The organism is Flavobacterium sp. WC2409 (assembly GCF_041200085.1).
GTDB lineage: Bacteria > Bacteroidota > Bacteroidia > Flavobacteriales > Flavobacteriaceae > Flavobacterium.
Map to the genome: position 1 here is coordinate 2,985,575 of NZ_CP165625.1, position 24,850 is coordinate 3,010,424.

Annotated in this window: 10 protein-coding genes; 1 reads left to right on the forward strand and 9 read right to left on the reverse strand. The window is 40.2% G+C overall.

The annotated features are described in order from the left end of the window. Positions 1 to 41: 41 nt before the first annotated feature. The 7 genes from AB3G34_RS12895 to AB3G34_RS12925 form a co-directional block, all read right to left on the reverse strand. The gene (locus AB3G34_RS12895; protein WP_369752656.1) at positions 42 to 10,565 is read right to left on the reverse strand and encodes a gliding motility-associated C-terminal domain-containing protein; all 10,524 of its coding nucleotides are present in this window, start codon (positions 10,563 to 10,565) and stop codon (positions 42 to 44) included. After that, complete coding sequence (locus AB3G34_RS12900; protein ID WP_369752657.1) at positions 10,522 to 10,875, reverse strand: hypothetical protein; 354 nt, start codon at positions 10,873 to 10,875, stop codon at positions 10,522 to 10,524. The genes AB3G34_RS12895 and AB3G34_RS12900 overlap by 44 nt, the downstream gene beginning before the upstream one ends. A 71-nt stretch (positions 10,876 to 10,946) precedes the next feature. Continuing rightward, on the reverse strand, positions 10,947 to 11,081 hold the full coding sequence (locus AB3G34_RS12905) for a hypothetical protein (RefSeq protein ID WP_369752658.1): 135 nt from the start codon (positions 11,079 to 11,081) through the stop codon (positions 10,947 to 10,949). A gap of 160 nt (positions 11,082 to 11,241) precedes the next feature. Further along, on the reverse strand, positions 11,242 to 13,497 hold the full coding sequence (locus tag AB3G34_RS12910) for a hypothetical protein (protein ID WP_369752659.1): 2,256 nt from the start codon (positions 13,495 to 13,497) through the stop codon (positions 11,242 to 11,244). Continuing rightward, positions 13,454 to 14,080: a hypothetical protein gene (locus tag AB3G34_RS12915; RefSeq protein WP_369752660.1), complete on the reverse strand. Its 627-nt coding sequence runs from the start codon at positions 14,078 to 14,080 to the stop codon at positions 13,454 to 13,456. The genes AB3G34_RS12910 and AB3G34_RS12915 overlap by 44 nt, the downstream gene beginning before the upstream one ends. Beyond that, positions 14,037 to 14,372 (reverse strand): hypothetical protein, encoded by a 336-nt coding sequence (locus AB3G34_RS12920; protein ID WP_369752661.1) that lies wholly within the window; start codon positions 14,370 to 14,372, stop codon positions 14,037 to 14,039. The genes AB3G34_RS12915 and AB3G34_RS12920 overlap by 44 nt, the downstream gene beginning before the upstream one ends. Next, the gene (locus tag AB3G34_RS12925; RefSeq protein ID WP_369752662.1) at positions 14,329 to 21,645 is read right to left on the reverse strand and encodes a hypothetical protein; all 7,317 of its coding nucleotides are present in this window, start codon (positions 21,643 to 21,645) and stop codon (positions 14,329 to 14,331) included. Before AB3G34_RS12925 ends, AB3G34_RS12920 begins: the two co-directional genes overlap by 44 nt. A gap of 593 nt (positions 21,646 to 22,238) precedes the next feature. Between AB3G34_RS12925 and AB3G34_RS12930 the strand changes: the two genes are divergently transcribed. Next, complete coding sequence (locus AB3G34_RS12930; RefSeq protein WP_369752663.1) at positions 22,239 to 23,309, forward strand: glycosyltransferase; 1,071 nt, start codon at positions 22,239 to 22,241, stop codon at positions 23,307 to 23,309. Positions 23,310 to 23,370: 61 nt separating this feature from the next. On the opposite strand, the gene phoU is transcribed toward AB3G34_RS12930, so the two are convergent. Together phoU and pstB are read right to left on the reverse strand one after the other, a co-directional pair. Continuing rightward, entirely contained in the window at positions 23,371 to 24,039 is a 669-nt protein-coding gene (gene phoU, locus AB3G34_RS12935; RefSeq protein ID WP_367755595.1) for a phosphate signaling complex protein PhoU, read from the reverse strand. Between the two features lie 58 nt (positions 24,040 to 24,097). Then, positions 24,098 to 24,850, reverse strand: a complete 753-nt coding sequence (gene pstB / locus AB3G34_RS12940; RefSeq protein WP_367755597.1) for a phosphate ABC transporter ATP-binding protein PstB — start codon at positions 24,848 to 24,850, stop codon at positions 24,098 to 24,100.

Below are 24,850 nucleotides of genomic sequence, written 5' to 3' on the forward strand. Positions count from 1 at the left end.
TATTTTAAGCCTTGAGAAATTAAATTTCTTAGGGAATAGATTTATCTATTTAAATACAAATATCCAGCTTTTTCATGACCTATAGCATCGTTATCTTTATATTTCAAAATATAATAATAAGTACCTGTAGGTAATCCTTCTGATTGGCTAATAGTTACACGCCCTTCTGAGAAACCTTTAAATGATTTATCAGTGTTATTGTAACCAACTCTTTCAAATACAAGAACTCCCCAACGGTTATAGATCTCAACCTTATTTTCAGGATAACATTCTAGACCATCAATTCTAAAGAAATCATTATTACCATCGCCATTAGGAGACACTGCATTAAACACTTCTATAACACATTCTAAAGCTGGTAAAACAATTGGTTCTTCATTAAGTTTCGTTTCAATTTGTGTATCGTCTTTCACAATAGTTCCATTTAAAATTGACCCTGTTACATTCGCATAGTTTGTAACTAATCCAAGTTGAATATCTCTTAACGTTACAGGATAAACACCACTATATGCTGTGTTATTGGTTTCACCAGCACCTAAGCTAACTATTGGACTACCTGTTAAAATCAATCCTGTTAAATTATCGGTAACTGTAACATTTGAGAGAGGCATATTTCCAGTATTTGTAATAAGGAAACTATAAGATATTGTCTCTCCTACTTGAGCAAATCCATCATTATTGCTATCGTTGAAAACTCCAGTTTTTATAATTGAAATACTTGGTGACTCCGTTTGACCTGCAGCCACGGTTACAGTTACTGTAGCCGTATCACAATTCGTTGGGTTCAATACCTCACAGATAGTATATGTTACTGTATAGTCTCCCGCTGGTGTATTTGGTGCAATACTTACTGTTCCATCTGCATTTACTGTTAATGGTCCGTTTGGCGTGCTTGTCAATACAACATCTGATGGATTAACTGGTACCCCGTTTAAGGTATCGTTTGTCAATACACTTGGTACTGTTCCACCTGTTGTTCCATTGATTGGGCCTGCAACATCAGCTACTGCATCGATTGGTGCTGCAACTACATGTACTGTTACCGTAGCCGTATCACAATTCGTTGGGTTCAATACCTCACAGATAGTATATGGTACTGTATAGTCTCCCGCTGGTGTATTTGGTGCAATACTTACTGTTCCATCTGCATTTATTGTTAATGGTCCGTTTGGCGTGCTTATCAATACAACATCTGATGGATTAACTGGTACCCCGTTTAAGGTATCGTTTGTCAATACACTTGGTACTATTCCGCCCGTTGTTCCATTGATTGGACCTGCAACATCAGCTACTGCATCGATTGGTGCTGCAACTACATGTACTGTTACCGTAGCGGTATCACAATTCGTTGGGTTCAATACCTCACAGATAGTATATGGTACTGTATAATCTCCCGCTGGTGTATTTGGTGCAATACTTACTGTTCCATCTGCATTTACTGTTAATGGTCCGTTTGGCGTGCTTGTCAATACAACATCTGATGGATTAACTGGTACCCCGTTTAAGGTATCGTTTGTCAATACACTTGGTACTGTTCCACCCGTTGCTCCATTGATTGGACCTCCAATATCTGATACTGCATCGATTGGTGCTGCAACTACATGTACTGTTACCGTAGCCGTATCACAATTCGTTGGGTTCAATACCTCACAGATAGTATATGGTACTGTATAGTCTCCCGCTGGTGTATTTGGTGCAATACTTACTGTTCCATCTGCATTTACTGTTAATGGTCCGTTTGGCGTGCCTGTCAATACAACATCTGATGGATTAACTGGTACCCCGTTTAAGGTATCGTTTGTCAATACACTTGGTACTGTTCCACCCGTTGCTCCATTGATTGGACCTCCAATATCTGATACTGCATCGATTGGTGCTGCAACTACATGTACTGTTACCGTAGCCGTATCACAATTGCTTGGGTTTAGTTTTTCACAAATCGTGTATTGTATCGTGTACTCTCCTGCTGGTGTTCCTGCAGCAACACTTACGCTTCCGTCGGTGTTTACGATTAAGGCGGTAGTCGCTGTCGATGTTATTACTACATCTGCTGGAACTACTTTTACTCCATTTAAGGTATCATTATCCAATACATTGATCCCTGCGTCTCCTCCGTCTTTTCCATTGATTGGACCGGCAACCACATCGTCAATTGCATCGATTATCGCTTTTCCAACGGTTACTGTTACCGTAGCGGTATCACAATTGCTTGGGTTTAGTTTTTCACAAATCGTGTATTGTATCGTGTACTCTCCTGCTGGTGTTCCTGCAGCAACACTTACGCTTCCGTCGGTGTTTACGCTTAAGGCGGTAGTCGCTGTCGATGTTATTACTACATCTGCTGGAACTACTTTTACTCCATTTAAGGTGTCATTATCCAATACATTGATCCCTGCGTCTCCTCCGTCTTTTCCATTGATTGGACCGGCAACCACATCGTCAATTGCATCGATTATCGCTTTTCCAACGGTTACTGTTACCGTAGCGGTATCACAATTGCTTGGGTTTAGTTTTTCACAAATCGTGTATTGTATCGTGTACTCTCCTGCTGGTGTTCCTGCAGCAACACTTACGCTTCCGTCGGTGTTTACGCTTAAGGCGGTAGTCGCTGTCGATGTTATTACTACATCTGCTGGAACTACTTTTACTCCATTTAAGGTGTCATTATCCAATACATTGATCCCTGCGTCTCCTCCGTCTTTTCCATTGATTGGACCGGCAACCACATCGTCAATTGCATCGATTATCGCTTTTCCAACGGTTACTGTTACCGTAGCGGTATCACAATTGCTTGGGTTTAGTTTTTCACAAATCGTGTATTGTATCGTGTACTCTCCTGCTGGTGTTCCTGCAGCAACACTTACGCTTCCGTCGGTGTTTACGCTTAAGGCGGTAGTCGCTGTCGATGTTATTACTACATCTGCTGGAACTACTTTTACTCCATTTAAGGTGTCATTATCCAATACATTGATCCCTGCATCTCCTCCGTCTTTTCCATTGATTGGACCGGCAACCACATCGTCAATTGCATCGATTATCGCTTTTCCAACGGTTACTGTTACCGTAGCGGTATCACAATTGCTTGGGTTTAGTTTTTCACAAATCGTGTATTGTATCGTGTACTCTCCTGCTGGTGTTCCTGCAGCAACACTTACGCTTCCGTCGGTGTTTACGCTTAAGGCGGTAGTCGCTGTCGATGTTATTACTACATCTGCTGGAACTACTTTTACTCCATTTAAGGTGTCATTATCCAATACATTGATCCCTGCATCTCCTCCGTCTTTTCCATTGATTGGACCGGCAACCACATCGTCAATTGCATCGATTATCGCTTTTCCAACGGTTACTGTTACCGTAGCGGTATCACAATTGCTTGGGTTTAGTTTTTCACAAATCGTGTATTGTATCGTGTACTCTCCTGCTGGTGTTCCTGCAGCAACACTTACGCTTCCGTCGGTGTTTACGCTTAAGGCGGTAGTCGCTGTCGATGTTATTACTACATCTGCTGGAACTACTTTTACTCCATTTAAGGTATCATTAGTCAATACATTGATTCCTGCGTCTCCTCCGTCTTTTCCATTGATTGGACCGGCAACCACATCGTCAATTGCATCGATTATCGCTTTTCCAACGGTTACTGTTACCGTAGCGGTATCACAATTGCTTGGGTTTAGTTTTTCACAAATCGTGTATTGTATCGTGTACTCTCCTGCTGGTGTTCCTGCAGCAACACTTACGCTTCCGTCGGTGTTTACGCTTAAGGCCGTAGTCGCTGTCGATGTAATTACTACATCTGCTGGAACTACTTTTACTCCATTTAAGGTGTCATTATCCAATACATTGATCCCTGCATCTCCTCCGTCTTTTCCATTGATTGGACCGGCAACCACATCGTCAATTGCATCGATTATCGCTTTTCCAACGGTTACTGTTACCGTAGCGGTATCACAATTGCTTGGGTTTAGTTTTTCACAAATCGTGTATTGTATCGTGTACTCTCCTGCTGGTGTTCCTGCAGCAACACTTACGCTTCCGTCGGTGTTTACGCTTAAGGCGGTAGTCGCTGTCGATGTTATTACTACATCTGCTGGAACTACTTTTACTCCATTTAAGGTGTCATTATCCAATACATTGATCCCTGCATCTCCTCCGTCTTTTCCATTGATTGGACCGGCAACCACATCGTCAATTGCATCGATTATCGCTTTTCCAACGGTTACTGTTACCGTAGCGGTATCACAATTGCTTGGGTTTAGTTTTTCACAAATCGTGTATTGTATCGTGTACTCTCCTGCTGGTGTTCCTGCAGCAACACTTACGCTTCCGTCGGTGTTTACGCTTAAGGCGGTAGTCGCTGTCGATGTTATTACTACATCTGCTGGAACTACTTTTACTCCATTTAAGGTGTCATTATCCAATACATTGATCCCTGCGTCTCCTCCGTCTTTTCCATTGATTGGACCGGCAACCACATCGTCAATTGCATCGATTATCGCTTTTCCAACGGTTACTGTTACCGTAGCGGTATCACAATTGCTTGGGTTTAGTTTTTCACAAATCGTGTATTGTATCGTGTACTCTCCTGCTGGTGTTCCTGCAGCAACACTTACGCTTCCGTCGGTGTTTACGATTAAGGCGGTAGTCGCTGTCGATGTTATTACTACATCTGCTGGAACTACTTTTACTCCATTTAAGGTGTCATTATCCAATACATTGATCCCTGCATCTCCTCCGTCTTTTCCATTGATTGGACCGGCAACCACATCGTCAATTGCATCGATTATCGCTTTTCCAACGGTTACTGTTACCGTAGCGGTATCACAATTGCTTGGGTTTAGTTTTTCACAAATCGTGTATTGTATCGTGTACTCTCCTGCTGGTGTTCCTGCAGCAACACTCACGCTTCCGTCGGTGTTTACGCTTAAGGCGGTAGTCGCTGTCGATGTTATTACTACATCTGCTGGAACTACTTTTACTCCATTTAAGGTATCATTATCCAATACATTGATCCCTGCGTCTCCTCCGTCTTTTCCATTGATTGGACCGGCAACCACATCGTCAATTGCATCGATTATCGCTTTTCCAACGGTTACTGTTACCGTAGCGGTATCACAATTGCTTGGGTTTAGTTTTTCACAAATCGTGTATTGTATCGTGTACTCTCCTGCTGGTGTTCCTGCAGCAACACTTACGCTTCCGTCGGTGTTTACGCTTAAGGCGGTAGTCGCTGTCGATGTTATTACTACATCTGCTGGAACTACTTTTACTCCATTTAAGGTATCATTATCCAATACATTGATCCCTGCGTCTCCTCCGTCTTTTCCATTGATTGGACCGGCAACCACATCGTCAATTGCATCGATTATCGCTTTTCCAACGGTTACTGTTACCGTAGCGGTATCACAATTGCTTGGGTTTAGTTTTTCACAAATCGTGTATTGTATCGTGTACTCTCCTGCTGGTGTTCCTGCAGCAACACTTACGCTTCCGTCGGTGTTTACGCTTAAGGCGGTAGTCGCTGTCGATGTTATTACTACATCTGCTGGAACTACTTTTACTCCATTTAAGGTGTCATTATCCAATACATTGATTCCTGCATCTCCTCCGTCTTTTCCATTGATTGGACCGGCAACCACATCGTCAATTGCATCGATTATCGCTTTTCCAACGGTTACTGTTACCGTAGCGGTATCACAATTGCTTGGGTTTAGTTTTTCACAAATCGTGTATTGTATCGTGTACTCTCCTGCTGGTGTTCCTGCAGCAACACTTACGCTTCCGTCGGTGTTTACGCTTAAGGCGGTAGTCGCTGTCGATGTTATTACTACATCTGCTGGAACTACTTTTACTCCATTTAAGGTATCATTATCCAATACATTGATCCCTGCGTCTCCTCCGTCTTTTCCATTGATTGGACCGGCAACCACATCGTCAATTGCATCGATTATCGCTTTTCCAACGGTTACTGTTACCGTAGCGGTATCACAATTGCTTGGGTTTAGTTTTTCACAAATCGTGTATTGTATCGTGTACTCTCCTGCTGGTGTTCCTGCAGCAACACTTACGCTTCCGTCGGTGTTTACGCTTAAGGCGGTAGTCGCTGTCGATGTTATTACTACATCTGCTGGAACTACTTTTACTCCATTTAAGGTGTCATTATCCAATACATTGATCCCTGCGTCTCCTCCGTCTTTTCCATTGATTGGACTGGCAACCACATCGTCAATTGCATCGATTATCGCTTTTCCAACGGTTACTGTTACCGTAGCGGTATCACAATTGCTTGGGTTTAGTTTTTCACAAATCGTGTATTGTATCGTGTACTCTCCTGCTGGTGTTCCTGCAGCAACACTTACGCTTCCGTCGGTGTTTACGCTTAAGGCGGTAGTCGCTGTCGATGTTATTACTACATCTGCTGGAACTACTTTTACTCCATTTAAGGTGTCATTATCCAATACATTGATTCCTGCGTCTCCTCCGTCTTTTCCATTGATTGGACCGGCAACCACATCGTCAATTGCATCGATTATCGCTTTTCCAACGGTTACTGTTACCGTAGCGGTATCACAATTGCTTGGGTTTAGTTTTTCACAAATCGTGTATTGTATCGTGTACTCTCCTGCTGGTGTTCCTGCAGCAACACTTACGCTTCCGTCGGTGTTTACGATTAAGGCGGTAGTCGCTGTCGATGTTATTACTACATCTGCTGGAACTACTTTTACTCCATTTAAGGTATCATTATCCAATACATTGATCCCTGCGTCTCCTCCGTCTTTTCCATTGATTGGACCGGCAACCACATCGTCAATTGCATCGATTATCGCTTTTCCAACGGTTACTGTTACCGTAGCGGTATCACAATTGCTTGGGTTTAGTTTTTCACAAATCGTGTATTGTATCGTGTACTCTCCTGCTGGTGTTCCTGCAGCAACACTTACGCTTCCGTCGGTGTTTACGCTTAAGGCGGTAGTCGCTGTCGATGTTATTACTACATCTGCTGGAACTACTTTTACTCCATTTAAGGTATCATTAGTCAATACATTGATCCCTGCGTCTCCTCCGTCTTTTCCATTGATTGGACCGGCAACCACATCGTCAATTGCATCGATTATCGCTTTTCCAACGGTTACTGTTACCGTAGCGGTATCACAATTGCTTGGGTTTAGTTTTTCACAAATCGTGTATTGTATCGTGTACTCTCCTGCTGGTGTTCCTGCAGCAACACTTACGCTTCCGTCGGTGTTTACGCTTAAGGCGGTAGTCGCTGTCGATGTTATTACTACATCTGCTGGAACTACTTTTACTCCATTTAAGGTATCATTATCCAATACATTGATCCCTGCGTCTCCTCCGTCTTTTCCATTGATTGGACCGGCAACCACATCGTCAATTGCATCGATTATCGCTTTTCCAACGGTTACTGTTACCGTAGCGGTATCACAATTGCTTGGGTTTAGTTTTTCACAAATCGTGTATTGTATCGTGTACTCTCCTGCTGGTGTTCCTGCAGCAACACTTACGCTTCCGTCGGTGTTTACGCTTAAGGCGGTAGTCGCTGTCGATGTTATTACTACATCTGCTGGAACTACTTTTACTCCATTTAAGGTGTCATTATCCAATACATTGATCCCTGCGTCTCCTCCGTCTTTTCCATTGATTGGACCGGCAACCACATCGTCAATTGCATCGATTATCGCTTTTCCAACGGTTACTGTTACCGTAGCGGTATCACAATTGCTTGGGTTTAGTTTTTCACAAATCGTGTATTGTATCGTGTACTCTCCTGCTGGTGTTCCTGCAGCAACACTTACGCTTCCGTCGGTGTTTACGCTTAAGGCGGTAGTCGCTGTCGATGTTATTACTACATCTGCTGGAACTACTTTTACTCCATTTAAGGTGTCATTATCCAATACATTGATCCCTGCGTCTCCTCCGTCTTTTCCATTGATTGGACCGGCAACCACATCGTCAATTGCATCGATTATCGCTTTTCCAACGGTTACTGTTACCGTAGCGGTATCACAATTGCTTGGGTTTAGTTTTTCACAAATCGTGTATTGTATCGTGTACTCTCCTGCTGGTGTTCCTGCAGCAACACTTACGCTTCCGTCGGTGTTTACGCTTAAGGCGGTAGTCGCTGTCGATGTTATTACTACATCTGCTGGAACTACTTTTACTCCATTTAAGGTGTCATTATCCAATACATTGATCCCTGCATCTCCTCCGTCTTTTCCATTGATTGGACCGGCAACCACATCGTCAATTGCATCGATTATCGCTTTTCCAACGGTTACTGTTACCGTAGCGGTATCACAATTGCTTGGGTTTAGTTTTTCACAAATCGTGTATTGTATCGTGTACTCTCCTGCTGGTGTTCCTGCAGCAACACTTACGCTTCCGTCGGTGTTTACGCTTAAGGCGGTAGTCGCTGTCGATGTTATTACTACATCTGCTGGAACTACTTTTACTCCATTTAAGGTGTCATTATCCAATACATTGATCCCTGCGTCTCCTCCGTCTTTTCCATTGATTGGACCGGCAACCACATCGTCAATTGCATCGATTATCGCTTTTCCAACGGTTACTGTTACCGTAGCGGTATCACAATTGCTTGGGTTTAGTTTTTCACAAATCGTGTATTGTATCGTGTACTCTCCTGCTGGTGTTCCTGCAGCAACACTTACGCTTCCGTCGGTGTTTACGCTTAAGGCGGTAGTCGCTGTCGATGTTATTACTACATCTGCTGGAACTACTTTTACTCCATTTAAGGTGTCATTATCCAATACATTGATCCCTGCATCTCCTCCGTCTTTTCCATTGATTGGACCGGCAACCACATCGTCAATTGCATCGATTATCGCTTTTCCAACGGTTACTGTTACCGTAGCGGTATCACAATTGCTTGGGTTTAGTTTTTCACAAATCGTGTATTGTATCGTGTACTCTCCTGCTGGTGTTCCTGCAGCAACACTTACGCTTCCGTCGGTGTTTACGCTTAAGGCGGTAGTCGCTGTCGATGTTATTACTACATCTGCTGGAACTACTTTTACTCCATTTAAGGTGTCATTATCCAATACATTGATCCCTGCATCTCCTCCGTCTTTTCCATTGATTGGACCGGCAACCACATCGTCAATTGCATCGATTATCGCTTTTCCAACGGTTACTGTTACCGTAGCGGTATCACAATTGCTTGGGTTTAGTTTTTCACAAATCGTGTATTGTATCGTGTACTCTCCTGCTGGTGTTCCTGCAGCAACACTTACGCTTCCGTCGGTGTTTACGCTTAAGGCGGTAGTCGCTGTCGATGTTATTACTACATCTGCTGGAACTACTTTTACTCCATTTAAGGTGTCATTATCCAATACATTGATCCCTGCATCTCCTCCGTCTTTTCCATTGATTGGACCGGCAACCACATCGTCAATTGCATCGATTATCGCTTTTCCAACGGTTACTGTTACCGTAGCGGTATCACAATTGCTTGGGTTTAGTTTTTCACAAATCGTGTATTGTATCGTGTACTCTCCTGCTGGTGTTCCTGCAGCAACACTTACGCTTCCGTCGGTGTTTACGCTTAAGGCGGTAGTCGCTGTCGATGTTATTACTACATCTGCTGGAACTACTTTTACTCCATTTAAGGTGTCATTATCCAATACATTGATCCCTGCGTCTCCTCCGTCTTTTCCATTGATTGGACCGGCAACCACATCGTCAATTGCATCGATTATCGCTTTTCCAACGGTTACTGTTACCGTAGCGGTATCACAATTGCTTGGGTTTAGTTTTTCACAAATCGTGTATTGTATCGTGTACTCTCCTGCTGGTGTTCCTGCAGCAACACTTACGCTTCCGTCGGTGTTTACGCTTAAGGCGGTAGTCGCTGTCGATGTTATTACTACATCTGCTGGAACTACTTTTACTCCATTTAAGGTGTCATTATCCAATACATTGATCCCTGCATCTCCTCCGTCTTTTCCATTGATTGGACCGGCAACCACATCGTCAATTGCATCGATTATCGCTTTTCCAACGGTTACTGTTACCGTAGCGGTATCACAATTGCTTGGGTTTAGTTTTTCACAAATCGTGTATTGTATCGTGTACTCTCCTGCTGGTGTTCCTGCAGCAACACTTACGCTTCCGTCGGTGTTTACGCTTAAGGCGGTAGTCGCTGTCGATGTTATTACTACATCTGCTGGAACTACTTTTACTCCATTTAAGGTGTCATTATCCAATACATTGATCCCTGCATCTCCTCCGTCTTTTCCATTGATTGGACCGGCAACCACATCGTCAATTGCATCGATTATCGCTTTTCCAACGGTTACTGTTACCGTAGCGGTATCACAATTGCTTGGGTTTAGTTTTTCACAAATCGTGTATTGTATCGTGTACTCTCCTGCTGGTGTTCCTGCAGCAACACTTACGCTTCCGTCGGTGTTTACGCTTAAGGCGGTAGTCGCTGTCGATGTTATTACTACATCTGCTGGAACTACTTTTACTCCATTTAAGGTATCATTAGTCCAATACATTGATTCCTGCGTCTCCTCCGTCTTTTCCATTGATTGGACCGGCAACCACATCGTCAATTGCATCGATTATCGCTTTTCCAACGGTTACTGTTACCGTAGCGGTATCACAATTGCTTGGGTTTAGTTTTTCACAAATCGTGTATTGTATCGTGTACTCTCCTGCTGGTGTTCCTGCAGCAACACTTACGCTTCCGTCGGTGTTTACGCTTAAGGCCGTAGTCGCTGTCGATGTTATTACTACATCTGCTGGAACTACTTTTACTCCATTTAAGGTATCATTATCCAATACATTGATCCCTGCATCTCCTCCGTCTTTTCCATTGATTGGACCGGCAACCACATCGTCAATTGCATCGATTATCGCTTTTCCAACGGTTACTGTTACCGTAGCGGTATCACAATTGCTTGGGTTTAGTTTTTCACAAATCGTGGTAATTGTATCGTGTACTCTCCTGCTGGTGTTCCTGCAGCTACAACTACATTACGCTTCCTGATCAGGTGTTTACGCTTAAGGCGGTAGTCGCTGATACAGATGTTATTACTCACATCTAGCTGGAACTACTTTTAGCTCCATTTAAGGTGTCATTATCCAAGTACATTCGATTCCTGCATCTCCTCCGTCTTTTCCATTGATTGGACCGGCAACCTACATCGTCAATTGCATCGATTATCGCTTTTCCAACGGTTACTGTTACCGTAGCGGTGATCACAATTGCGTTGGGTTTAGTTTTTCACAAATCGTGTATTGTATCGTGTACTCTCCTGCTGGTGTTCCTGCAGCAACACTTACGCTTCCGTCGGTGTTTACGCTTAAGGCGGTAGTCGCTGTCGATGTTATTACTACATCTGCTGGAACTACTTTTACTCCATTTAAGGTGTCATTATCCAATACATTGATCCCTGCATCTCCTCCGTCTTTTCCATTGATTGGACCGGCAACCACATCGTCAATTGCATCGATTATCGCTTTTCCAACGGTTACTGTTACCGTAGCGGTATCACAATTGCTTGGGTTTAGTTTTTCACAAATCGTGTATTGTATCGTGTACTCTCCTGCTGGTGTTCCTGCAGCAACACTTACGCTTCCGTCGGTGTTTACGCTTAAGGCGGTAGTCGCTGTCGATGTTATTACTACATCTGCTGGAACTACTTTTACTCCATTTAAGGTGTCATTATCCAATACATTGATCCCTGCATCTCCTCCGTCTTTTCCATTGATTGGACCGGCAACCACATCGTCAATTGCATCGATTATCGCTTTTCCAACGGTTACTGTTACCGTAGCGGTATCACAATTGCTTGGGTTTAGTTTTTCACAAATCGTGTATTGTATCGTGTACTCTCCTGCTGGTGTTCCTGCAGCAACACTTACGCTTCCGTCGGTGTTTACGCTTAAGGCGGTAGTCGCTGTCGATGTTATTACTACATCTGCTGGAACTACTTTTACTCCATTTAAGGTGTCATTATCCAATACATTGATCCCTGCATCTCCTCCGTCTTTTCCATTGATTGGACCGGCAACCACATCGTCAATTGCATCGATTATCGCTTTTCCAACGGTTACTGTTACCGTAGCGGTATCACAATTGCTTGGGTTTAGTTTTTCACAAATCGTGTATTGTATCGTGTACTCTCCTGCTGGTGTTCCTGCAGCAACACTTACGCTTCCGTCGGTGTTTACGCTTAAGGCGGTAGTCGCTGTCGATGTTATTACTACATCTGCTGGAACTACTTTTACTCCATTTAAGGTGTCATTATCCAATACATTGATCCCTGCATCTCCTCCGTCTTTTCCATTGATTGGACCGGCAACCACATCGTCAATTGCATCGATTATCGCTTTTCCAACGGTTACTGTTACCGTAGCGGTATCACAATTGCTTGGGTTTAGTTTTTCACAAATCGTGTATTGTATCGTGTACTCTCCTGCTGGTGTTCCTGCAGCAACACTTACGCTTCCGTCGGTGTTTACGCTTAAGGCGGTAGTCGCTGTCGATGTTATTACTACATCTGCTGGAACTACTTTTACTCCATTTAAGGTGTCATTATCCAATACATTGATCCCTGCGTCTCCTCCGTCTTTTCCATTGATTGGACCGGCAACCACATCGTCAATTGCATCGATTATCGCTTTTCCAACGGTTACTGTTACCGTAGCGGTATCACAATTGCTTGGGTTTAGTTTTTCACAAATCGTGTATTGTATCGTGTACTCTCCTGCTGGTGTTCCTGCAGCAACACTTACGCTTCCGTCGGTGTTTACGCTTAAGGCGGTAGTCGCTGTCGATGTTATTACTACATCTGCTGGAACTACTTTTACTCCATTTAAGGTGTCATTATCCAATACATTGATCCCTGCATCTCCTCCGTCTTTTCCATTGATTGGACCGGCAACCACATCGTCAATTGCATCGATTATCGCTTTTCCAACGGTTACTGTTACCGTAGCGGTATCACAATTGCTTGGGTTTAGTTTTTCACAAATCGTGTATTGTATCGTGTACTCTCCTGCTGGTGTTCCTGCAGCAACACTTACGCTTCCGTCGGTGTTTACGCTTAAGGCGGTAGTCGCTGTCGATGTTATTACTACATCTGCTGGAACTACTTTTACTCCATTTAAGGTGTCATTATCCAATACATTGATCCCTGCGTCTCCTCCGTCTTTTCCATTGATTGGACCGGCAACCACATCGTCAATTGCATCGATTATCGCTTTTCCAACGGTTACTGTTACCGTAGCGGTATCACAATTGCTTGGGTTTAGTTTTTCACAAATCGTGTATTGTATCGTGTACTCTCCTGCTGGTGTTCCTGCAGCAACACTTACGCTTCCGTCGGTGTTTACGCTTAAGGCGGTAGTCGCTGTCGATGTTATTACTACATCTGCTGGAACTACTTTTACTCCATTTAAGGTGTCATTAGTCCAATACATTGATCCCTGCATCTCCTCCGTCTTTTCCATTGATTGGACCGGCAACCACATCGTCAATTGCATCGATTATCGCTTTTCCAACGGTTACTGTTACCGTAGCGGTATCACAATTGCTTGGGTTTAGTTTTTCACAAATCGTGTATTGTATCGTGTACTCTCCTGCTGGTGTTCCTGCAGCAACACTCACGCTTCCGTCGGTGTTTACGCTTAAGGCGGTAGTCGCTGTCGATGTTATTACTACATCTGCTGGAACTACTTTTACTCCATTTAAGGTGTCATTAGTCAATACATTGATTCCTGCATCTCCTCCGTCTTTTCCATTGATTGGACCGGCAACCACATCGTCAATTGCATCGATTATCGCTTTTCCAACGGTTACTGTTACCGTAGCGGTATCACAATTGCTTGGGTTTAGTTTTTCACAAATCGTGTATTGTATCGTGTACTCTCCTGCTGGTGTTCCTGCAGCAACACTTACGCTTCCGTCGGTGTTTACGCTTAAGGCGGTAGTCGCTGTCGATGTTATTACTACATCTGCTGGAACTACTTTTACTCCATTTAAGGTGTCATTAGTCCAATACATTGATCCCTGCATCTCCTCCGTCTTTTCCATTGATTGGACCGGCAACCACATCGTCAATTGCATCGATTATCGCTTTTCCAACGGTTACTGTTACCGTAGCGGTATCACAATTGCTTGGGTTTAGTTTTTCACAAATCGTGTATTGTATCGTGTACTCTCCTGCTGGTGTTCCTGCAGCAACACTTACGCTTCCGTCGGTGTTTACGCTTAAGGCGGTAGTCGCTGTCGATGTTATTACTACATCTGCTGGAACTACTTTTACTCCATTTAAGGTGTCATTAGTCCAATACATTGATCCCTGCGTCTCCTCCGTCTTTTCCATTGATTGGACCGGCAACCACATCGTCAATTGCATCGATTATCGCTTTTCCAACGGTTACTGTTACCGTAGCGGTATCACAATTGCTTGGGTTTAGTTTTTCACAAATCGTGTATTGTATCGTGTACTCTCCTGCTGGTGTTCCTGCAGCAACACTCACGCTTCCGTCGGTGTTTACGCTTAAGGCGGTAGTCGCTGTCGATGTTATTACTACATCTGCTGGAACTACTTTTACTCCATTTAAGGTGTCATTAGTCAATACATTGATCCCTGCATCTCCTCCGTCTTTTCCATTGATTGGACCGGCAACCACATCGTCAATTGCATCGATTATCGCTTTTCCAACGGTTACTGTTACCGTAGCGGTATCACAATTGCTTGGGTTTAGTTTTTCACAAATCGTGTATTGTATCGTGTACTCTCCTGCTGGTGTTCCTGCAGCAACACTTACGCTTCCGTCGGTGTTTACGCTTAAGGCGGTAGTCGCTGTCGATGTTATTACTACATCTGCTGGAACTACTTTTACTCCATTTAAGGTGTCATTATCCAATACATTGATCCCTGCATCTCCTCCGTCTTTTCCATTGATTGGACCGGCAACCACATCGTCAATTGCATCGATTATCGCTTTTCCAACGGTTACTGTTACCGTAGCGGTATCACAATTGCTTGGGTTTAGTTTTTCACAGATTTGGTAAACTAAACTGTAGTTTCCTGCTGGTGTTCCTGCTGCTACAACTACATTAGTTCCTGATAAGGTAATTCCTGTATTGGTTGCTGATACAAATGTTGTAGTCACTTTAGTTGGATCAACCAAAGATCCGTTTAAGGTATCGTTAGAAAGTACATTTGTTAATGATGTTCCGCCTATGAAGCCGTTTACACTTGCTCCTGCATCATCAATTGCATCGATTATCGCTTTAGTTACTGTTACCGTTACTGTAGCTTGATCACAATTCGTTGGGTTTAATTTCTCACAGATTTGGTAAACTAAACTATAGTTCCCTGCTGGTGTTCCTGCTGCTACAACTACATTAGTTCCTGATAAGGTGATTCCTGTATTGGTTGCTGATACAAATGTTGTAGTCACTTTAGTTGGATCAACCAAAGATCCGTTTAAGGTATCGTTAGAAAGTACATTTGTTAATGATGTTCCGCCTATGAAGCCGTTTACACTTGCTCCTGCATCATCAATTGCATCGATTATCGCTTTAGTTACTGTTACCGTTACTGTAGCTTGATCACAATTCGTTGGGTTTAATTTCTCACAGATTTGGTAAACTAAACTATAGTTCCCTGCTGGTGTTCCTGCTGCTACAACTACATTAGTTCCTGATAAGGTGATTCCTGTATTGGTTGCTGATACAAATGTTGTAGTCACTTTAGTTGGATCAACCAAAGATCCGTTTAAGGTATCGTTAGAAAGTACATTTGTTAATGATGTTCCGCCTATGAAGCCGTTTACACTTGCTCCTGCATCATCAATTGCATCGATAACTGCTTTAGTTACTGTTACCGTTACTGTAGCTTGATCACAATTCGTTGGATTTAATTTCTCACAGATTTGGTAAACTAAACTGTAGTTTCCTGCTGGTGTTCCTGCTGCTACAACTACATTAGTTCCTGATAAGGTGATTCCTGTATTGGTTGCTGATACAAATGTTGTAGTCACTTTAGTTGGATCAACCAAAGATCCGTTTAAGGTATCGTTAGAAAGTACATTTGTTAATGATGTTCCGCCTATGAAGCCGTTTACACTTGCTCCTGCATCATCAATTGCATCGATTATCGCTTTAGTTACTGTTACCGTTACTGTAGCTTGATCACAATTCGTTGGGTTTAATTTCTCACAGATTTGGTAAACTAAACTATAGTTCCCTGCTGGTGTTCCTGCTGCTACAACTACATTAGTTCCTGATAAGGTGATTCCTGTATTGGTTGCTGATACAAATGTTGTAGTCACTTTAGTTGGATCAACCAAAGATCCGTTTAAGGTATCGTTAGAAAGTACATTTGTTAATGATGTTCCGCCTATGAAGCCGTTTACACTTGCTCCTGCATCATCAATTGCATCGATAACTGCTTTAGTTACTGTTACCGTTACTGTAGCTTGATCACAATTCGTTGGATTTAATTTCTCACAGATTTGGTAAACTAAACTGTAGTTCCCTGCTGGTGTTCCTGCTGCTACAACTACATTAGTTCCTGATAAGGTGATTCCTGTATTGGTTGCTGATACAAATGTTGTAGTCACTTTAGTTGGATCAACCAAAGATCCATTTAAGGTATCGTTAGAAAGTACATTCGTTAATGATGTTCCGCCTATGAAGCCGTTTACACTTGCTCCTGCATCGTCAATTGCATCGATTATCGCTTTTCCAACGGTTACTGTTACCGTAGCGGTATCACAATTGCTTGGGTTTAGTTTTTCACAGATTTGGTAAACTAAACTGTAGTTCCCTGCTGGTGTTCCTGCTGCTACAACTACATTAGTTCCTGATAAGGTGATTCCTGTATTGGTTGCTGATACAAATGTTGTAGTCACTTTAGTTGGATCAACCAAAGATCCGTTTAAGGTATCGTTAGAAAGTACATTCGTTAATGATGTTCCGCCTATGAAGCCGTTTACACTTGCTCCTGCATCATCAATTGCATCGATAACTGCTTTAGTTACTGTTACCGTTACTGTAGCTTGATCACAATTCGTTGGGTTTAATTTCTCACAGATTTGGTAAACTAAACTGTAGTTCCCTGCTGGTGTTCCTGCTGCTACAACTACATTAGTTCCTGATAAGGTGATTCCTGTATTGGTTGCTGATACAAATGTTGTAGTCACTTTAGTTGGATCAACCAAAGATCCGTTTAAGGTATCGTTAGAAAGTACATTCGTTAATGATGTTCCGCCTATGAAGCCGTTTACACTTGCTCCTGCATCATCAATTGCATCGATAACTGCTTTAGTTACTGTTACCGTTACTGTAGCTTGATCACAATTCGTTGGGTTTAATTTCTCACAGATTTGGTAAACTAAACTGTAGTTCCCTGCTGGTGTTCCTGCTGCTACAACTACATTAGTTCCTGATAAGGTGATTCCTGTATTGGTTGCTGATACAAATGTTGTAGTCACTTTAGTTGGATCAACCAAAGATCCGTTTAAGGTATCGTTAGAAAGTACATTCGTTAATGATGTTCCGCCTATGAAGCCGTTTACACTTGCTCCTGCATCATCAATTGCATCGATAACTGCTTTAGTTACTGTTACCGTTACTGTAGCTTGATCACAATTCGTTGGATTTAATTTCTCACAGATTTGGTAAACTAAACTGTAGTTCCCTGCTGGTGTTCCTGCTGCTACAACTACATTAGTTCCTGATAAGGTGATTCCTGTATTGGTTGCTGATACAAATGTTGTAGTCACTTTAGTTGGATCAACCAAAGATCCGTTTAAGGTATCGTTAGAAAGTACATTCGTTAATGATGTTCCGCCTATGAAGCCGTTTACACTTGCTCCTGCATCATCAATTGCATCGACAACTGCTTTAGTTACTGTTACCGTTACTGTAGCTTGATCACAATTCGTTGGGTTTAATTTCTCACAGATTTGGTAAACTAAACTGTAGTTCCCTGCTGGTGTTCCTGCTGCTACAACTACATTAGTTCCTGATAAGGTGATTCCTGTATTGGTTGCTGATACAAATGTTGTAGTCACTTTAGTTGGATCAACCAAAGATCCATTTAAGGTATCGTTAGAAAGTACATTCGTTAATGATGTTCCGCCTATGAAGCCGTTTACACTTGCTCCTGTATCATCAATTGCATCGATAACTGCTTTAGTTACTGTTACCGTTACTGTAGCTTGATCACAATTCGTTGGGTTTAATTTCTCACAGATTTGGTAAACTAAACTGTAGTTCCCTGCTGGTGTTCCTGCTGCTACAACTACATTAGTTCCTGATAAGGTGATTCCTGTATTGGTTGCTGATACAAATGTTGTAGTCACTTTAGTTGGATCAACCAAAGATCCGTTTAAGGTATCGTTAGAAAGTACATTTGTTAATGATGTTCCGCCTATGAAGCCGTTTACACTTGCTCCTGCATCATCAATTGCATCGATAACTGCCTTAGTTACTGTTACCGTTACTGTAGCTTGATCACAATTCGTTGGGTTTAATTTCTCACAGATTTGGTAAACTAAACTGTAGTTCCCTGCTGGTGTTCCTGCTGCTACAACTACATTAGTTCCTGATAAGGTGATTCCTGTATTGGTTGCTGATACAAATGTTGTAGTCACTTTAGTTGGATCAACCAAAGATCCGTTTAAGGTATCGTTAGAAAGTACATTCGTTAATGATGTTCCGCCTATGAAGCCGTTTACACTTGCTCCTGCATCATCAATTGCATCGATAACTGCTTTAGTTACTGTTACCGTTACTGTAGCTTGATCACAATTCGTTGGATTTAATTTCTCACAGATTTGGTAAACTAAACTGTAGTTTCCTGCTGGTGTTCCTGCTGCTACAACTACATTAGTTCCTGATAAGGTGATTCCTGTATTGGTTGCTGATACAAATGTTGTAGTCACTTTAGTTGGATCAACCAAAGATCCGTTTAAGGTATCGTTAGAAAGTACATTCGTTAATGATGTCCCTCCTACAAATCCGTTTACTGAACTTCCTGTATCATTAATCGCGTCAATCACAGCTGCAGAAACAGGTACACTTACTGTAGCTGGGTCACAATTTGTTGGATTCAATACCTCACAAATTTTGTAAACCAAACTGTAGTTCCCTGCTGGCGTTCCAGCTGCTACCAATACATTTGTTCCTGATAAGGTGATTCCTGCGTTAGTTGAAGATACGAAAGTCGTATTCACTTTAGAACCAACAACCGCTACTCCATTTAAAGTGTCATTGGACAAGACATTAGTGAATGAAGTTCCACCTACAAATCCGTTTACTGAACTTCCTGTATCATTAATCGCGTCAATCACAGCTGCAGAAACAGGTACAGTTACTGTAGCTGGGTCACAATTTGTTGGATTCAATACCTCACAAATTTTGTAAACCAAACTGTAGTTTCCTGCTGGCGTTCCAGCTGCTACCAATACATTTGTTCCTGATAAAGTGATTCCTGCGTTAGTTGAAGATACGAAAGTCGTATTCACTTTAGTTGGATCAACTAATGCTCCATTTAATTTATCGTTAGAAAGTACATTCGTAAATGATGTCCCTCCCACAAATCCGTTTACACTTGCTCCTGCATCATCAATCGCATCGATTGTTGTATTTATCGGTACAGGTGTAGATGTAGAAGTATTATTATATGGATTCGGATCTATATTGTCAGTCGTAATTGTTGCTGTGTTAGCATAATTCCCTGTAAGGTTAACAGTGGCAACTATTGTTAACGTTTCCGTTTTATTTTTGTTTAAAGTTCCTATAGTCCAAGTAGATGACGACGAAATAGTCCCAGCTGAAGGAGTTGCACTAATTAGCGTATAACCAGATGGGATAACATCACTAACAACTACATTTGAAGCATTATTAACTGTACTTAAATTTTGTGCAGTTATTGTAAAAGTGATAGTACCTCCTTTATACGGAGTCTCATTACTTGCTACTTTTGTAACAGCAATATCAGTAGTACATAAGTCAACATTAACAGGAGGAGATTCAACAACTTCTCCACAAGATAATGTGGCTGCAACAGTATAAGCTCCAATTTGTGATGCTGTGTATGTATTTGATGTTGCTCCAGATATAGCTACCCCATTCAAATACCATTGATATGGTCCAAAACCAGCATCAGCAGTTAAGAGTGCTTCACCATTTGAACAACCATTTTTTGTTTTGTATGTTACCGTTGGCGTATTAGGTTGTTCCACAAAGTTTGAAAAGAATGCGGACATTGAAAATCCACCACCTTGCTGAATTAGCGAAACAACAATTCTACTAGTTGAAGATATTGTTATTTTATTGGGCGTATTAATTTGAGCACTGGTGAAATCAATAAGATACCAACCAGTAGTACCTAATTGTCTTCTAGCACCAACTGCAGTTGTCTCTATATTACTACCGTTTAAATTAACAGGAGCTGTAGCACTTTGAATTAAAACATATCCGAAATAAGGCAAATCGGAATTATCATATTTTTTAAACTTAGATGTTTCAACAAAATAAGAACCACCACAGGCAGATGTTGGAGAAATGGCACTAATATCAACTTCACATGATTGAGCTGATCCAGTGAATACAGCTACTTTTTTATCACTAAGGATACGATTCGCTGAATAGGGAGTAGAACCATCACCATTATAAAAAGTATAAAAATCTCCTGCATTAACTAAGGTTATATTGCTGGAGCTAATAAAACTTCCACTAAGAGCATATTTGCTTATTGTAACAACGGTATTAGCTTCACTCGCTACAATAGTTGATTGCTCTGATGTAACTGGAATCCCATTAGTTGTATTAGAACCTTGAGTTCTTACAAGGAAATATTCCTTACCTAAAACACTTACTGGAGGAATTTGACATAATGTACCATCACCACATGTATCAGGGTTATCAAGTATAGCCCCCGTATTCATAACCACACCAGCAGATGTTTCAACCAAAGACCCTATTGCTGCTTTAAATAAATAACTTTGACCAGTTTGTAAAGTTGTTAGAATAGTACCATTTAACTTTACAACCGTATTGTTTTCAATGGCCATCACACTGTATGTAGGCAATTGATTTTGTATGCTCGTTTCCCATTGAAACGGACCTAATGTCCCATTTCTATAGTACCCGACTCTGAACTTAATACCAATTCCAGGATTACCATAACTTGTCAAAGAAGCATTTCCTTTAATGTATTTATCGGGATTATTCCCATTAACATTAGGAATATTATCCGAAGCTATATTTCTCAAATTAACAAGTGTTGGAGCACTACTTGTAATTATTAATCCAGCATTTGTTAAAACTGTATTTAGACTTAAATAATTTAACCCAACAGGATTTCCTGCAAACCTATATACTGCTGGACTCCCACTAATTGTACTTATAGTAGCAACAGTAGTTCCATCACTCTTTTTAATAGTGACATTAACCGTAGAAGTTGATTGTGTCGAAATTACAAGAGCATTTGCATCCGAATAATAATTCCAAGGAGCAGGTGCAATATAATGCGTAGTGTAAAATTGCGAATATGAATTTATGGAAACCAGAAGACAGATAAGAAAAAATATTATTTTCCTTAAAGTCACTATCTTTAAAGTAGTTTTGTACATAATTTATAGTAGGTATTTAAATTATTCTAATGATAAATTGGGGCAAAATAATAAAATAAAACAGCTTTTTTTTTACGTACAAAAAGCACGATACAAAATGAAGGAATTTTATTAACAATATATTGTGCAAAACTAAAAAAAATAAATTAAAAAAAAATTAAATTCCTTAAAATACATATATACCCGATTAAATGTAAATAAAAGCAGGTGTTTGATTACACGCAAAATAGCAATTAATACGGGACTAACTCATTATTAACTTTCTTACAAAAAACCGATCTGAGAATTCCTTAAAATTTATGCCTTTATAATGCAAATACAATAAAAATATCCATATTAAAAAACTGAATTTTGTAAGAAAAAAAGCTAAGGATTCATTACAATCCCTTACATTTTACATTATTCCATCTTAACTTACCATCATCTGTTAAATTAAAAAGCCAAAAATAAAAATTCGAGTCGCTATTACCTTTCATTTCCTAAAACACTAATCCCAAATGACTGCTTCCTTAATCATTTGGTAATATTTAAATCAATTCAGAAGTAATTCACTTTATGTACCTTTAAAAAAGCAAATAAAATGATTTTAAAAAATGATTGACTACTCTTCAGCTTCCCATAAAACAATATTAATCACACCTCTAAATTGGGGTTTAGGACACGCATCAAGGTGTATACCAATTATAAAAGCGCTGCAAGAAAACAACTATATCCCAATTATCGCTTCAGATGGGGCAGCATTGCACTTATTGCGTAAAGAATTTCCCTATTTAAAAATGCTTGAATTACCTTCTTACCAAATAGAATACCCTAAGAATAGTACTTATTTTAAATGGAAGCTTTTTCTTAATTCTCCAAAAATGATGGTAGCAATTTGGAAAGAAAAAAAAATAGTTGCAAAATGGATTGACCAATACGAAATTGATGGAATTATATCAGATAATCGATTAGGGTGTTATTCGAAAAGAATACCTTCTGTTTACATTACACACCAAATAAATGTATTGACAGGCAAAACAACTTGGATAACTAGTAAACTGCATCAGAAAATAATCAAAAAATATTCAGAATGTTGGATTCCAGATGTAGAAAAAATACCAAATTTAGCAAGTAAATTAAGTCATTTAAAAAAATCAAATCTAAATTTGAAATATATTGGCCCACTTAGCCGAATGATAAAAAAAGAGCTTCCAACTAAATATGATTTAATGGTGATCCTTTCTGGTCCTGAACCTCAAAGAAGTTTATTGGAAGAAAAAATAAAAGTCGAACTTAAACGATATAAAGGAGAAGTTATATTCATTAAGGGAATTATTGAAAAGGAACAAACAAAGGAGAAGATTAAAAACATACTCTTTTATAATTTCATGAATAGTCGCCAATTAGAGCAAGCTTTCAATGAAAGTGAGATCATTCTTTGTCGTTCTGGCTACACAACAATTATGGATTTAGTAAAACTTGGAAAGAAAGCTTTTTTTATTCCAACACCAGGACAATACGAACAAGTTTATCTAGCACAAAAATTAAAAGAGGAAGGGCTCGCTCCATTTGCCAATCAAGACGAATTCAAAATCGAAAACTTATTCGAATTAAACAAATATAGCGGACTTCAAACTATTAATAATAAAATAGATTGGGAGAACTTATTTGAAGTTTTTCAATAAAAAAAGCTGACTTTTACATCTAAGATTGATACAAAAGTCAGCTTTCAATTATAAAAATAAATTATTTTTTGTCGTTTAATTTTTCATGCTTAATGGTTTTAGCATTAATCATAAAGTAAACAGACTCAGCAATATTAGTACAATGATCTGCAATTCTTTCAAGATGTTTTAAAGCCATGATAAGATTGGTCCCAGATACAACTGTTTTAGAATTGTTCTTCATTTCACCAATAATATTTTCAATAGCTTCCCCACTTTTATCTTTGATACTATTATTCAAGAAGAATATATCATCAATTTTAGACTCATCCAAAACTTCAAAACATTGATTCGTTTTCAGTATTATCATTTCAACTTCACCAGTAATTTCAGCAATATTAAATTTAGATATTAATTCATGCTTTTCCTTTATACTTTTTGACAACTTAATGATACTCATCGACAAATCACCAATTCGTTCAATCTGATTGCTCATTTGCATTGCAGACATAATAAATCTTAAATCAGAAGCAACTGGTTGTTGTAACGCAAAAACACTTTGACAAATATCATCAATTTTGACATCTAGTTTATCAATTTTACTTTCCGTTTTTTTTACTTCTTTACTTTCAGAACCTGGTTCAGATAGTAATGATTTTACAGCTTCACTCACTTGAGACTCCGCTAAATTTCCAATTTTTATTATGATGCTTTTAAGCTTACCTAATTCTGTTTCTAAGTGTGATGCCATTTTTTAAAGATTTAAAGATTTAAAGTTAAACGATTCTGAAATCAAATCAAAATCAATCTTATCCAAATCTTCCTGTTATATAATCTTCTGTTTGCTTAATTGCTGGTTTAGTGAAGATTGTCTTTGTTTTATCATACTCAATCAATTTACCCATATAGAAAAAAGCAGTATTATCACTAACACGACCTGCTTGTTGCATGTTATGGGTAACAATAACTATAGTATATTTATTTTTTAATTCATAAATAAGCTCCTCAATTTTTGAAGTCGAAATTGGATCTAATGCAGACGTAGGTTCATCCATTAACAAAACCGAAGGTTGAATAGCTAAAGCTCTAGCAATACAAAGGCGCTGTTGTTGTCCTCCTGAAAGTTCAAAAGCAGACTTTTTAAGTTTATCTTTCACTTCATCCCAAAGTGCTACTTGCTCAATAGATGTAATTACTCTTTCTTCAATTATTTTTTTATCCGTAATACCATTAACTCGTAATCCATAAGCAACATTTTCAAAAATTGTTTTTGGAAAAGGGTTTGGTTTTTGAAAAACCATTCCAACATTTTTACGCAAATCATCTACGTTTGTTTGTTTTTCATAAATATCAACTCCATCAATAAGAATACTCCCTGTCATATGAGTATTATCAATCAAGTCATTCATTCTATTTAATAGACGTAAATAGGTAGATTTCCCACAACCTGAAGGACCGATTAATGCTGTAACGGTATTTTCCTTCATTGAAATTGTAATGTCGTGCAACGCTTGAAATTCCCCGTAATTAAAATTTACGTTTTTTGATTCTATTTTATGCAT